At 40.1% G+C, this 13,118-nt stretch carries 12 protein-coding genes; 5 read left to right on the top strand and 7 right to left on the bottom strand.

Annotated features, from left to right (window positions below; genetic code table 11):
- The first annotated feature begins 28 nt into the window (after positions 1 to 28).
- Positions 29 to 622, top strand: coding sequence for a hypothetical protein (locus V7K45_RS32045; RefSeq protein WP_335009898.1), 594 nt, complete (start codon positions 29 to 31; stop codon positions 620 to 622).
- 549 nt (positions 623 to 1,171) lie between these two features.
- Here the strand turns inward: V7K45_RS32045 and V7K45_RS32040 are convergent.
- The 3 genes from V7K45_RS32040 to cas6 are packed head-to-tail and all read right to left on the bottom strand — an operon-like array spanning position 1,172 to position 3,278.
- Positions 1,172 to 2,143 (bottom strand): IS5 family transposase, encoded by a 972-nt coding sequence (locus V7K45_RS32040; RefSeq protein WP_335009896.1) that lies wholly within the window; start codon positions 2,141 to 2,143, stop codon positions 1,172 to 1,174.
- Positions 2,144 to 2,199: 56 nt separating this feature from the next.
- Positions 2,200 to 2,613, bottom strand: coding sequence for a type I-MYXAN CRISPR-associated Cas8a1/Cmx1 (cas8a1, locus tag V7K45_RS32035; protein ID WP_335009894.1), 414 nt, complete (start codon positions 2,611 to 2,613; stop codon positions 2,200 to 2,202).
- Positions 2,614 to 2,615: 2 nt separating this feature from the next.
- Complete coding sequence (gene cas6 / locus V7K45_RS32030; RefSeq protein ID WP_335009892.1) at positions 2,616 to 3,278, bottom strand: type I-MYXAN CRISPR-associated protein Cas6/Cmx6; 663 nt, start codon at positions 3,276 to 3,278, stop codon at positions 2,616 to 2,618.
- A gap of 710 nt (positions 3,279 to 3,988) precedes the next feature.
- Between cas6 and V7K45_RS32025 the strand changes: the two genes are divergently transcribed.
- On the top strand, positions 3,989 to 5,302 hold the full coding sequence (locus V7K45_RS32025) for a hypothetical protein (protein ID WP_335009890.1): 1,314 nt from the start codon (positions 3,989 to 3,991) through the stop codon (positions 5,300 to 5,302).
- Positions 5,303 to 5,320: 18 nt separating this feature from the next.
- Here V7K45_RS32025 and V7K45_RS32020 read toward each other — a convergent pair whose 3' ends face one another.
- A complete protein-coding gene (locus V7K45_RS32020) occupies positions 5,321 to 6,241 on the bottom strand; it encodes a lysylphosphatidylglycerol synthase domain-containing protein (protein ID WP_335009888.1) in 921 nt (306 codons plus the stop codon).
- Positions 6,242 to 6,576: 335 nt separating this feature from the next.
- Here V7K45_RS32020 and V7K45_RS32015 point away from each other — a divergent pair, with 335 nt between their 5' ends.
- Positions 6,577 to 7,167 (top strand): hypothetical protein, encoded by a 591-nt coding sequence (locus V7K45_RS32015; protein WP_335009886.1) that lies wholly within the window; start codon positions 6,577 to 6,579, stop codon positions 7,165 to 7,167.
- A 271-nt stretch (positions 7,168 to 7,438) separates the two neighbouring features.
- On the opposite strand, the gene V7K45_RS32010 is transcribed toward V7K45_RS32015, so the two are convergent.
- Positions 7,439 to 9,202 (bottom strand): Rieske (2Fe-2S) protein, encoded by a 1,764-nt coding sequence (locus V7K45_RS32010; protein ID WP_335009884.1) that lies wholly within the window; start codon positions 9,200 to 9,202, stop codon positions 7,439 to 7,441.
- Between the two features lie 430 nt (positions 9,203 to 9,632).
- On the opposite strand from V7K45_RS32010, the gene V7K45_RS32005 reads away from it, so the two are divergent.
- Together V7K45_RS32005 and V7K45_RS32000 are read left to right on the top strand one after the other, a co-directional pair.
- The gene (locus tag V7K45_RS32005; protein ID WP_335009882.1) at positions 9,633 to 9,908 is read left to right on the top strand and encodes a UBP-type zinc finger domain-containing protein; all 276 of its coding nucleotides are present in this window, start codon (positions 9,633 to 9,635) and stop codon (positions 9,906 to 9,908) included.
- Positions 9,909 to 10,014: 106 nt separating this feature from the next.
- Positions 10,015 to 10,626, top strand: a complete 612-nt coding sequence (locus V7K45_RS32000) for a TIGR00725 family protein (RefSeq protein WP_335009880.1) — start codon at positions 10,015 to 10,017, stop codon at positions 10,624 to 10,626.
- A 338-nt stretch (positions 10,627 to 10,964) separates the two neighbouring features.
- On the opposite strand, the gene V7K45_RS31995 is transcribed toward V7K45_RS32000, so the two are convergent.
- Both V7K45_RS31995 and V7K45_RS31990 read right to left on the bottom strand, forming a co-directional pair.
- On the bottom strand, positions 10,965 to 12,188 hold the full coding sequence (locus V7K45_RS31995) for a glutathione S-transferase family protein (protein ID WP_335009878.1): 1,224 nt from the start codon (positions 12,186 to 12,188) through the stop codon (positions 10,965 to 10,967).
- A gap of 3 nt (positions 12,189 to 12,191) precedes the next feature.
- Complete coding sequence (locus V7K45_RS31990) at positions 12,192 to 12,848, bottom strand: class I SAM-dependent methyltransferase family protein (RefSeq protein ID WP_335009876.1); 657 nt, start codon at positions 12,846 to 12,848, stop codon at positions 12,192 to 12,194.
- Between the last annotated feature and the right edge of the window lie 270 nt (positions 12,849 to 13,118).

Below are 13,118 nucleotides of genomic sequence, written 5' to 3'. Positions count from 1 at the left end.
TACCATTGAACCACTTGACAGTCGTCGGGTGGTTTTTTCTTTTCTTCTTATCCCTTATATTCCCCCACAAGGTGCGGAAACTTCAAGTCTGAAAGCCAGTATCAACAGAAGCGATCGCGCCAATGCCTTGAATTTAGTAGAATCCAGCGCCCAAGCAGGCAAGTTAATAAACTTGTCAGAAGCTGAGAAAAACCGATCTAGTCCAGAGTTGGCACTTCCGACTAGAATTGATATCAACCAGATGCCCAAACTCGACCTCAAGCCGGGAGAAAACCTGTTTGACGCTTACCAAAGGCAACGGGAGGGGATAAAGCTACCAAGTGAATCAGCGAAATTCCCCTCATCCACTAAAGCTGATATTCCGCCAATGGATAAAACGGCTCTTGCTTTAAATTCGGCTAGCATTCAACCGCGTGAGTCTGCTGGAGGCAATCAGTTTGTAGAGGCGTTAAAAATGGCAAATCAGGGGATTGAGCAAAGGCTAGATGCTTTAAGAGGTGCGATTATTACATTGGCTAATACACCGCGCTCTCTTAGCGTTTCTGCAGCTAATCCTGTGGATGATGCAGCGAAGATCATGAATAATTTTTCACGAGGTCAAGTCATGGCGGCGGGAATGTGAAAAATTTTTCAGAACCAAAGCTGAAAAAGTCACTCTTTAAGACTGTATCGCCTGTATTGCTTGGATCTTTTGTGGATTATAAGCAAGCGGATACGCCATTATGATGCCATTACAGTGTACTTATAACGGCAATAGAGTGGCACTGTAATAGACTTATAACGCCATTATGATGCCATTACAGTGGACTTATAACGTGATTATGATGCCATCACAGTGTGCTTATAACGGCAATGCTGTGGCACTGTAATAGACCTATAACGGCAATGTAGTAGCATTACAGTGCGCTTATAACGGCAATATCATGTCGAAGAATATGATCATAATTAGCTAAAAGATCATATTAATCAATCATTGATCATGTTTTCTCCCAAATAGCATCTCGACCTGGCTTGATACATTGAATCACTCCAGACTCTCGCATTTCTCCCAAAGCTCGGTTAATGGTAGGACGACTGATTCCGGGACAAGCACGCTCAACATCTGCATATTGAAACGGCTTTGTTGCATGAAACAGGAAAAAGATACACCAACTCTTAGCAGAGTTAATAATTATTTTTCCACTTTGTAGCTATCTGGTTTACCTAATTGAATCATGCGATTAAGTGCAGCACATTGCAGGAATAACTCAACAGCTTGATTGTCAAAAAAGCGTCGTTTTAGCTTACCCCCAAAAATAATTTTGAGTCGAAACATAGCTGTTTCAGACAAAGAACGTCGATGATATCTGCTTTCTTCCTTCCATTGCTGGCGACCAATTTGATGTATCCGACGCAAATTTTCATCTCTTTGATGTGGAAGTAGTTTAGAGTTATTAGACTGTTGAATCTGAGCGTTAGTGCGAGGTGGAATCACTGCTTTGGCTTGGCGTTGAGTGATTGTATCGTAACAGTTGAATGTGTCATAACCGCCATCACCAGATACTTGTTCAATATTGGAGTCAATCTGCTCCAACAAGTCGGGTAGTACCTCGCAATCAGCTACATCATTAGTAGTCACCACCGCAGCCAAAATCTCTCCGCTTCCTTGATCAACTTCCAGATGCAACTTCCGCCACGTCCGTCGTTTACCTACCCCATGTGTGCGAACTTTCCATTCTCCTTCACCATACACTTTTACCCCAGTTGAATCCACTACAACGTGGATTGCCTCATCCTTTGGGATTACGGGCAGTTCCACCGATAATTTGCTCAAACGACGGCATAGAGTGGAGTGATCTGGTACTTTCAACTCAATTCCCATTACTGTAAACAGTGATTCCAGAAATCCTTCTGTCTGCCGCCCTGCTAAGTTAAATACCGATTGTACTGTTCCCATCGTAGCGTTCCCGCTTCGGGTTGCCGAAGGCATCGCCACGTCACTGTAATAATTGGAGGCTCCTTTCCGTCCTGTTTTCTTTTCGTTGCGCCATTGTTCGATTACTTCTTCACTCACCCAGAAAGTCAGACTTCCTCGCTGCTTGAGCGCCGCATCGTATTCCTGCCAGTTACGGACTCTGTAGTTAGTTTTGGCTTTCGTCTTCATAGTCCAACTAAGAAACTAGGAGGGGATTAGTAGAGGTAGAAAGGAATAAGTAAAATTTACCATTTTTCCGTATTCATGCAACAACGCCGGCTAGATAACATAGCGATCGCTTGATAAAACTGATTATGACGCAGAAAAACAGCACACATTCCCTCATGAATATAGATTTTCTGACTTAAATCTATTGCATCATTGTCTAATCCAGCTAAATGAATTAAACCTGTATCATCTAATTGAAAAGACTCATTAATTAACCAAGATAGGGCAACGAAATCACTTCCTTCCCAGAATAATTCAATAGTACCAGCAGTCAAAAACCATGATATATGTCCTCCCCGTTGACGAGATGAGGGATATTGCTTTTCTAATCGCTTTAACGTCATGTAAAGTCCCGTCATACCGACGCGGTGCATTATTGTCGTATCCGCAGCATCAAGAGATAGGGAAATTTTGGGTTGGGTAGCAAGCATGATCAGGTTTCCTCTTCTTCCTTGCTGCGAGTCGCTGGGACAAATATTCCACACATCATCTTTCGTTTCCCGCCAATCCCCTGTTCTTGCAGGATTAAGGAATCTTCTGGGTTGAGTTCGCTGATTTTTACGCCAAATCCTCTAACTTTAAATTGTTTTCCTTCTTTATTGATGGTTAATTGTCTTCGTTGAGGTGTTCCATCTTGTCGGGTAAGAAGTTCAATTTTTCCTTGTATTCCTAAATTATCCAGTTGCCGTTGAACAGCTTCAATAAAGCTAGTAGAGTCTTGAAACCCTTTAATTACCACTAATCTGGAATAGACACTTTCTGAAGAAATTAAAGGTTGGTAGTCGGGAATATCTAGTTGATAAAAATTTTGACCTATATGAAAAGCTTGACCCGCTAAATAAGGATAAATTAAAGGAATTTGTTGATGATAAATCCGAATTTTTAGACGAGATTGAGCAGTGAGTTCAAGCAAATTGTTTCTGGTCGGTATTCCAGCAATCGGATGAATCCCAATATTGTTTAGTTCATGTAGTGGGGGACAAATACGGGATAAGGCAGCGTAGGTAAGATAACCGTTGTCAAGAGGAATCGGTGCGCCTCTCAGCTTAAACGTTAAATCTACATATTCCTCGCTTTGAATTAATATGGCTGCCATAGATGGAAATTTTGAGATGTCAGAGTTTGTTTAATACATCAACATCCTCGCAAAATTGTCCTCATTGTCATCGCCGACTACTTTGGTTAGAGTGGCAATCCAGTTTAGGCTATTGTTCGCAATATTCTCACTGGTTAGGAGGATCTTCTAATACTCCAGTAGTTACTCAGAACAGATGGATAGCTGAAGCTTTCTATCTCATACCAGCATGAACCGCTTCTGCTCCATTATAAAAAAATTCGGTGCTTTTCTGCTTTCTATGCTTGATTGGACTCACGGCAAGCTTATCCTTCCAATTTGGACTAGCGGCAAACTTATGGTTCCAAACTGTCAATTTCATCCAAAATTAGCTAACGCTAGAATGGGGGTTATAGTCTTGTTGACGGCAAAGTTATGGTTCCAGTAGCGGCAAAGTTATGGGTAAAGTCACATCGATAGAAAGTATGGGCGAGTTGTATCTAAATTTATAGATAAACTTGCCCATATCCATATATTTATGTATGGTCTTTTCTGGCGATAAATAAGTAATTTTACTGAAATATTTGATGAAGAATTAAACAATTTCTCTTTAATACTTTATTTATAGCCCTAGTTAATCAAATTTATGTAAAAAGATGACTGAATTTCTGAAGAATAGATTGATGCTCCTGTTTGCCAAGGTTAAGCTGGTAATAATATGAACAGGAAGCCTTTTTGTCCTGATAACTGAAATGACCGCTAATCGTTTATCAATTAGTCAGGAAAATCCCCATTGTGTTACGTCTAACTCTAGACAACTAGATGTGCAAACTGCCCAAGAAGAGATTTATAGCTTCTTTGTGGAAATTGTCAATAAATTGCCACCAGAAGATGTTTTACGAGAATTCAAAGGTTTATTTATAGACGGTCTGGATTCCGAAGATTCCGATTCTATACCGGGAATATATAGTGTTTTTTTAGATGAGAACGAGGAAGAATTATACAATACAATTAAGCGGTGTTGCTACATCATAATTAATAATTGGAAAACCAACCGAAAAGACAAATATATCCAAGACTTAGTTAATTTATTTGTTCATGAAAATCTGAAAATCAAAGACGATAATCCTCCATTAGTCAAAACTTGTAAAATCTGGTTAGAGAAGTTTGCCAATAGCAAAGATTACAAGGATCTGAAATTATTTGCTACTAAATATGAAGAATCATTTAAAGGTCATTGGGCTAATCGCTACACTTCCTATTTATTGATCGATCAATCTGTTAATAATAAGAACCCTAAAGAGCAACAAGAGGCTGCTAGAAGACTTTCTAAACAGATAAAAGACAAATTTAAGTTTGAGCTAGCAATGTATATTGCTCGCTCTCAATCTGCCGTCTCAAGCACAACACGCTATAAAAATCCCAGTATTTTGGGAGATCAAGCTCTGCGCTTAATAAAAGCAATTGTCTTAAAGAAAGGCGTATTTAGCCATGATAATATTGCCCATATATTTATCAAGCAAACTGAAAATCAAACTTTAAAAGAATTTAAAACAAATCTAGAAAAATATCTATTTTTTTCTGTAGAAAATCAAGAATTAGTTGCAAATTGGCGGCAGCAGTTTGCACATAGTTTATCGTTATGGAAGGCAGATCATAATCAAGAAATTATCACTAAAGAATTTTTCTTGAGAACTTGCAATCGAGTAATTGATTACTTGACAACAGAAAATGCTAAAGAACCTTCGCAATTATTTATTTCATTAATTGGTCAAGGTCATGCTCTAACCCTGGTAATTATATTATTAAAGGTTATTTTAATTTGTAGAAATTCTCGGAGACATTTAGAAACTCGGATTGCTCATCTGATTCGTTATTACGAAAAATATTCCGAAGAAGAATGCAAAGGAGTCATAAATTTTATTGAGATTTTTAATATCACGTTTGCCATTTATGCAGAAAATGTAGAATATAACTTGATTAAGATGGAAGAACAACAAAGCAGCGATCAGCAATTCAATCTGGATAGTTATCGTGTGTTTTCACAGATGAAAGTAGATAGATAAAAATGAGTTTTGCTTGATTCAGGATTTCGCAAGGCGTTCATCTAACCAAGCTAAGGCAGCACCCGCAGTTTCAGCTAGAATACTAATGAGGCGATATAGAGCGATCGCACTAAATACTAAGGCAGCTGGAAAGTGGTGTCGTAAAAGTTCATACGCAGTCGCTTCAAACACACCTAACCCACCAGGCGCACCAGGTATAACAAACCCCAACAACCAAGCGCAACTAAAAGCCCCGAATAACAAAGGAATTTGATTCGCATTCAACGAACCCAAGGCGAACATAGTTAGTATAAAACCAGTGGCGCGTAGTCCCATAAAACCCACTTCTCCTAACAAAGGGCGCAAAGGGTAGCTTTTAACACTGAAGGGAATAGTTGGTTGAGTGGTAGCAGCAGACTTTTTTGCTTTTAATTTATACAAAAAACGAATAACGGGGTTCAAAAACCACGGATGAATCGCACCAAGGACTACAGCTAAACTCAGAAATTGTAGTATTTGTATAACAAAGGTAGTATTTGCTGCTGCAAATTGGCTACTACATAAGACAATAATGATTAAAGCAGCCGCTAACATGAGTAGGGGTTCTAGCAAAACGCTTAAAGTGGCTGCACCTGTAGGAATATTGGCATTTTTGGCGGCGACAATTCGCCCGTAGTGATGCCAGATATTACCTGGTAAATATTTAGCGATGTTCGTTTTTAGGTAAACTTGGATGAATTGAGGAGATGATACAGGTTGATTTAACTCTTGCAATATCCAAGTCCAGATCCAGCCTGCCCAAGTATGAGCTAGTAAAGTTACGCCACAAGCGATCGCCATAATTGCCCATCCTACATCATCAAGGCGGATAGCTGTCACCTCAATCCAATTATCCTTCAGAGCTTTTCCTAAAAAAAACAGCGTCCCTCCCAAAATTATCCAGCGTAAAAATTGCTTCATGAATTTAGTCATTTAATGGTAGAGCAACAAAGGCTAAATACTCAAATATTATGGGACATCAGCTATATATCCAAAGCTTTTGAAGTATCAAACAGGTTGATCTAGCTCTTTTGACAACAATCATATTATTTTAGTTTATATCTCCCTAGAGTTAGATAAAATTATTCCTTTTGCGCTAATTAAAATGTGACTTGCGCTAGAGGTAATACTTATTTAATTATTAATATCATTAAATAAAGTTATTATTCTTTCTGAATGCTTGGGATACAAAAGTAATTCCAAATGCTATCTTGGTTGAAGTTTAACTAATCACAAAAATGCAAGGAGTGAAAACTATGAAAAAGGCAATGACTTGGCTGAGAAATATTCGTCCTTTGAAAATTTTAACTGTTTTTTTAGCAGGGATATTCCTATTTTTGACTCAGGCTTGTGGTGCTCCAGGAGTAGCATCACAGCCACCACAGCCTGGTTATCAAGCACCTAATGTCGAGCGATCTGATTCCACTAAAGATTATCCTCTGAATTCTCCTGCTGGTGGGATGAATAACTTTAGTGATGTAGATCCTAGAGCGATAGATGAAAAGGCAGCTAATGACAGAGCTAAGGCGTTAGTGAAAAATGCTCAAAGTAATATCGATCGCAAGGGAATTGACAGCCCAGGGCAATATGGCGAAAATTACAAACAAGGTACACCCCTTGGTGAAAGAGTAAAGAATCTGGGTGAAGATATCGGCAGTTCAGCTGAAGAAGTTCGCAAAGGTCTTGTCAAGGGAACTCAGCGAGGAATTGAAAATCTTAAGGGTAATACCCAGAATGCTGCTGAAGATGTGACAACAAATGTTCAGCGTGGGGCTGAGGATGCTGGTAGAAATGTTCGACGTACAGCTGACGATGCAAGCAATGCAGTGAAGAAGGCAGTTGATTGAAATTAGTCATTTAATTTCTTGTAAAAATTTGAAAGCGCCCACAGACTTATAGTCTGGTGCTACCAAAACAAGGCCTGTCTATGCAGGCTTTGTTTTGGTTTGAGATAGGGTTTAATTCTCTTAGAGGATGTTTGAAAAGTTTGTAGTAGTGTATCAAATATTTGTCTACCCCACAGCGAGTTAAACCAAAGATTTTTTATTAATCGCGCCAGGGGGCTTGTATTTGCAAAGCCCCTTGGCGCGATCGCCAATACTCGCTATTTCTCCACAGTCAATATTCCTCAAATAGGCGATCGCCTTTATGTAACCGATAAGCGATTTGATAGGTTTGGGCTTGCGATCGCATTGTGGGAGAATGGGCTGCTAGATACCGAGCAGCAGCAACCAATACATGAACCCCAGCAGGAGTGTCACCTAATAGAGAATACTGTCGAAAAGCGGCTTCTATTTCTTGAATAACATGAAAATCACGGTTTTCTCTGAGCATCATTTTCCCTAGCATCGCCATCAGTTTTTCAGGCTTGCCACCACTATATAAATAATTAGCCACTAATTGACCTGTCTGGTTAACTTGCTGTTGACGATTTAATAAATCAGGTAGCTGCTGGAGTAATTCTTCGGGATTTGGAACGGAGTCTTTGGGTTCTGGAAGTCGTGCTGGTGGTACATTCAAAAAACGATTCAAATAAACACTCATGGCCGCATCAAACACGCCTCTAAGTAGTTCCACTGTTGGCACTCGTCGTAAGCCTTGATGCACAGCGTTAGCAAAAGTAAATGGATGATGTGCTGAATTCCAATCTCCAAAGTCATTGTTGGTATTAAAACGAGCTACACGCAGTGCTGCCGTATAAGTAACTACACTTGCTAATTGTTCTTCTGTACAACCAGCTTGTAGGGCATTTAGTAGCGAGTCGGCGATCGCTTGTGGGTCTTCACCTAATAAAATTGGTATTAATTGCTCCGAGTTTGACCAAGTTCCTCGTTGAGATTTTCCCGCACTTAAAACACTGGGTAATTGCTCAAAAGCTGACTCTAATATTGCCACCAAGTCTACAGGGTAGCGCCAGGAATTAGATTCTTCCATCCGGGATGCACTAGCTAAACCCGAAACTAAGCTAGGTAGAACAGATTCTGCTGCTTGCCAACCAACAACATCAAGTGCTTCCAGTGCTTTGTTAATAAAATCAAGGGTATGTCCAATGTCGAGATAACGATGATCTGTAGCCGATGAAAACAGCATATCTGCAACTTGCTCTAAATTAGCCCCTGAGCGAATCGCAGATACCAGACATCTTTGTGCAGCTTCACTATCCCGTACCTCAATAAACTGGCAAAACCAGCTTTTAAGAGTCGGAAAATCAACTGTAGAGTTAGGCAATGGCTGAACGACAAACAGAGGCGGCGCACCTGCACTATCATTAGCGACTGCCGAAAGTCCGTGGAATAAAGCACGGGGTTTGTCTTCTTCATCCAGATAAGGTAGGAGATTGATCGTGCAGGTATGGATAGTTAAACCTGTACTCCAACCTGTTTTGTTGTAACGAGTGCCAAATTGTAGCCCGATTTGAAATGGTTCCGCCGGATTTACTCCGATATCTAACAATGCGATCGTTGATTTGGCAATCACTAAGGAAATACTCTGCTCTAAACCATCTTCAAGGCGTTGGCGGTGGTGGGCATGAGGATTAACTGGCGGTGCTAAATTCACCCAAACTTCACCATCACGGATTTCTACAGGAAATGCCGGAACATCATCTGCCCAAGAGTCGAAGGTTCCACCACTAGCTATATCAAAGCGGGCGTAATGCCAAGGGCAGGTAACAATACCATCTTTGCAAGTGCTACCTTGCAGGGGAAAACCCATGTGGGGACAACGGTTATCAATTGCATAAACTTTATTGTCTGAGTAAAACAAGACAATAGTCTGCTTTCCCCTGTGGATTAACAAACTGCCTGCTGCCTGAACATCTATAAGTTGAGCAACACGGGTATAATTGTCTTTCTTGGTCGTTTCTTTAAATATTTGAGTCATTTAATTTACAGACAAGTAAATATCAAAAGCCTTGCTTCTACTCTGACAAAATTTTTCATTCTTCGACCTTTGTACAATACTAATTTTTGTTAATAATTACCTGAAGCTACTGAGTACTACTGGAACTACAAATGGCATGACCGAATACTGGCTGGTGATGTCGGAGGTTGCCAGGTTGATTACTGTTGTTCACCCAAAGGCAGGGGGGAGGATTCCTACAAAACTTTGAGCAATAGCATTTAGATTAGTCATCTTTTGCGATCGCTGCTACTGAATCTTTACTACACCTTGCACCCAAAAGCCCTAAAAATAATGCATTTCACCTTATCAAGCTTGCCATTGAGATATGAACTCTAATGCTTAACTGACAAAATGATCTGTGTTTCCCTGCACTAATATATACTCTGATTAACGTCTCATTCAAACCTCTATGAGCTGCGAACATTTAGATAATCTGACTGCGGAGACTCTGATTTCTAAAGCAAACTACCCAGTATTTCGTTGTGAAGAATGTATCCAGATAAACAGTCGCTGGGTGCATCTCCGTATTTGTCAAAGTTGCGGCAAGATGCTGTGCTGTGATTCTTCTGTTCATCAACATGCCCGACGGCATTATGAAGAAACTGGACATTCAGTAATTAGCTCGGCTGAGTTAGGAGAACAGTGGTTATGGTGTTTTTTGGATGAGCAGGCAAAAAACTATTAAAGTGAGGCGAACACAGGATCAAAAGAGTGCAGAGGAACTAAGAAGCTTGCAGTTTCGGGAAAAAGTAGCTCCTTAAGCGGTGAGTGTTGAATCGCAAAAGTTACAGATGATAAACGCTGTCACTGTCAATAGAGGCGATCGCTATCTTCCCAAAGTCTCACTCCGGCAATCGCCCTTTCAGAGAAACCGCTTTCAACTGTCGTTGAAAACCAGTATCATCCGAAATTTTATGCGAAGAATTGTTATTGGGGTTATGGGTAGGGGAGAAAATGCGACAGCAAATGATTTACAAAATGCTTATATACTAGGTCAACTAATTGCCAAACAAGGATGGATTTTACTCACTGGTGGTAGAAATGTAGGCGTAATGGATGCAGTAAGTAAAGGTGCAAAATCTGCTGATGGTTTAACTATTGGTATTCTTCCAGGTAAGAATCAGGATGGTATGTCCTCTTACGTGGATATTGCTATTTTCACAGACATGGGTAATTCTAGAAACAATATTAATGTTCTTAGTAGCGATTTGGTCATTGCTTGCGGTATGGGTGCAGGAACCGCTTCAGAAATCGCTTTAGCTTTGAAAGCAAATAAGCAAGTAATTTTGTTGAATAATGATGAAGAAAGTAAACTTTTCTTTAAAAAATTGTCGCCAGAAAATGTTTATATTGTGGAGAGTGTGGAGCGGGCGATCGCTACTGCCAAAACAATTTTATACTAATTGGTAAATCAGTAAATTCTTCTTGCATTGGCAGAGGCTTGAGTAAAAAATGGCATCAGATAGCGTACTTACCTGTGTTAGGCATCATCTTAAACCAAATTAAAAATTCTCAGTATTTAGAAGGTGCAAAATATGTTGAGATGTCACAAGCGGTAATTACTGAGATAAAAAAGCCAAGCAAGAATAAAAATAGACATTTGAGTAGCCATGAATAATCAACAATGACATCAAAAGCTATTCTCAATAAGTAGCAATAAGAATGAGGGAGATATAGATTTGTGTTATCCCTCTTCTAAGAAACAAGGCAGGAGGCAGATCCATTCAATCAGCAACGCCAATTAATAAACAGAAGTCAACAATTTATCGATCGCAGCCCGAAACGCCGTTGCTGCACCAGCACTCATGTCACGGGGGGCGCAGATGCGATTTCTCAAATATGCGAAAGCGATCGCACCCACAGCAGCGAAGATAGGATCAACGTTGCTATTTTTACCACCAGTCCTTCCACCCGGTAAAGTTGCACCATTGCCATGAATGAGATAATCAGCTAGTTGTCGCAGGTGAAAATCAACAGCGTCCTTAATTGTGGTAAAATCACCATCTGCGGCTAAAGCTTGGACTCCAGAATTTTTGATAACATCTGCGATCGCAACTTCCCGATTATCGCTCAATCTCTCAGCTGCTTCGGCTCGATATTGAATTTGCTCACTATCTGCCACATCCAGAGGTAAAGGATTTCCAATCGGTTCAACACCCCATCTACGACGCAACAGTAAATTGTTGGTAGTATTATCCGACTTCACCCTGTGATAAGCAGGACGCTGATTAAGTGCATCAAACCAAGCATTGATACGAGGAAAACGAGGATTTCCTTTGAGGTGATATCCTCGATACACAGGTAAATTAGCCGCCAATCTATCTAGATGGGGGCTATACAGAATGTCAATTAAGCTAAACGTACTTACAAAGTAGGGGCCAGGGTATTTAGCTAAAGCTTGCTCAAGTTCATCTAACTTTGCCTCAAATACTGCTTGTAAGTTTGCCAACTCATCAGCATCTACAGGTGCTTCTCTCAGGAATTTGTAAGCAATCTCTCTAAAACCGTTAGTCTCAGCTTCTTCAACTAACTGCCTAGCAACAGCATTTTCCTCTGGATTTTCCGGCAATAATGCTGGATGTGGAAACCTTTCTTCTAAAGCTAAGAGAATATCTTTGGATTCATATACTAACTTTCCCTCAATTTTTGCTGCTGGGACAAGGGTTGTGGGAACTAGGTCAGTGTACCATTTAGGTTTATTACTTAAATCAATAAACTCCGTTGCAAAGGGAATTTCCTTTTCTTCCAGAGCAAACCAAACTCTCTCGCAGAAAGGACACCAGGAATTAGTATCTCGATAAAGCAAGACTGGCGGTTCTGTGTTTGGAGGAAGTTTATGTAAACTGCTGGGTATTGGTGCAGTAGAAGGAGATTGTCCTGTCCTCTTTACCCTACGCGCAGAGGTATTTTTTCTAGCAGTCTCTAAAACTTCTTCCCAAGTTGACACTGTGTTTTGAATAGACATTTTTTACCTCGCTTTACTAGGAATGCCGGAAAACACAAATAACTGTTGTTCTTTAGGTGCAGCCAAGTTTTCACCAAGGTATCGATGAAGACCAACACCCATATCTCCCGTGGCGGTAAGCTTGAAGTTTACTTCTTCAAATCCAGATGCACTTAAAATTTTCCGCACATTGTCAGAGTAGGTAATACCGTTGGAGTGTCCACGAGTCCAAATGACAAAAGCACCTGGTTTACTCAGAAAACTTAGGTTATCTAGTAAGCGATTGAGTTCAGCCTCATCAGCCAGATTGCCAAAGACACCACACACAATCACGATATCTGCTGGTACTGCTCCTACATAGTTAGTAGCAAGAGTTGCATCACCATTGATAATCTCAATTTGCTTGGCTAAACCCAAAGACTCTATAGTTGCTCGTCCACGCTCAACTAGATTTGAATTTATTTCAACCAGTCGTGCAGAAACATGCTTTGCACGGGGGTGATTTTTTAAAGTTCCTAATAAATCTCGTCCATCACCCGCGCAAACACTCACTATTCGGATAGCGCCATCTGGTGAGGCATTCAAGCTATAAGCAATATATTCCCGCACGATTTCTAGACGCTGCTGCAATTTTAGCTCAGTGTCGTATAGGTCGTGCCATTCATACCAATCTTTTGGCATAATGCGTGATTCCCGTTTGATGCACACTGTGTAATTACAAACTACGGTTAGTTTATCAATTAACTGTAATTTATATATGAAGGCAGATTATCACAGAAATTCATATAAAATCAAGTCTTATTAGGAAGGCTCCTAACCTATTTCGTATGAGTGAAACTGTCTACATCGAAACTAGTAGACATCTCCAAAATAGTATTATTCTGTGATAAAAGAAGATTAAAGAGTTATTTTTACACAGAAGCATGAGCAATATACTGAATTACATTGAAG

The sequence above is a fragment of the Nostoc sp. genome, assembly GCF_036917375.1.
Taxonomy (GTDB): domain Bacteria; phylum Cyanobacteriota; class Cyanobacteriia; order Cyanobacteriales; family Nostocaceae; genus Nostoc.
The sequence above is the reverse complement of the archived record's forward strand: the minus strand, read 5'-3'. Positions and strand labels throughout refer to the sequence as shown.

Bases quoted from the DNA above. Each gene is read 5' to 3' on its own strand.
- cas6 (WP_335009892.1), bottom strand. From the start codon at position 3,278: ATGGCAGCCATATTAATTCAAAGCGAGGAATATGTAGATTTAACGTTT.
- V7K45_RS32005 (WP_335009882.1), top strand. From the start codon at position 9,633: ATGAGCTGCGAACATTTAGATAATCTGACTGCGGAGACTCTGATTTCT.
- V7K45_RS31990 (WP_335009876.1), bottom strand. From the start codon at position 12,848: ATGCCAAAAGATTGGTATGAATGGCACGACCTATACGACACTGAGCTA.
- V7K45_RS32020 (WP_335009888.1), bottom strand. From the start codon at position 6,241: ATGAAGCAATTTTTACGCTGGATAATTTTGGGAGGGACGCTGTTTTTT.
- V7K45_RS32040 (WP_335009896.1), bottom strand. From the start codon at position 2,143: ATGAAGACGAAAGCCAAAACTAACTACAGAGTCCGTAACTGGCAGGAA.
- V7K45_RS32025 (WP_335009890.1), top strand. From the start codon at position 3,989: ATGACCGCTAATCGTTTATCAATTAGTCAGGAAAATCCCCATTGTGTT.
- cas8a1 (WP_335009894.1), bottom strand. From the start codon at position 2,613: ATGCTTGCTACCCAACCCAAAATTTCCCTATCTCTTGATGCTGCGGAT.
- V7K45_RS32000 (WP_335009880.1), top strand. From the start codon at position 10,015: ATGATAAACGCTGTCACTGTCAATAGAGGCGATCGCTATCTTCCCAAA.
- V7K45_RS32015 (WP_335009886.1), top strand. From the start codon at position 6,577: ATGAAAAAGGCAATGACTTGGCTGAGAAATATTCGTCCTTTGAAAATT.
- V7K45_RS31995 (WP_335009878.1), bottom strand. From the start codon at position 12,188: ATGTCTATTCAAAACACAGTGTCAACTTGGGAAGAAGTTTTAGAGACT.
- V7K45_RS32010 (WP_335009884.1), bottom strand. From the start codon at position 9,202: ATGACTCAAATATTTAAAGAAACGACCAAGAAAGACAATTATACCCGT.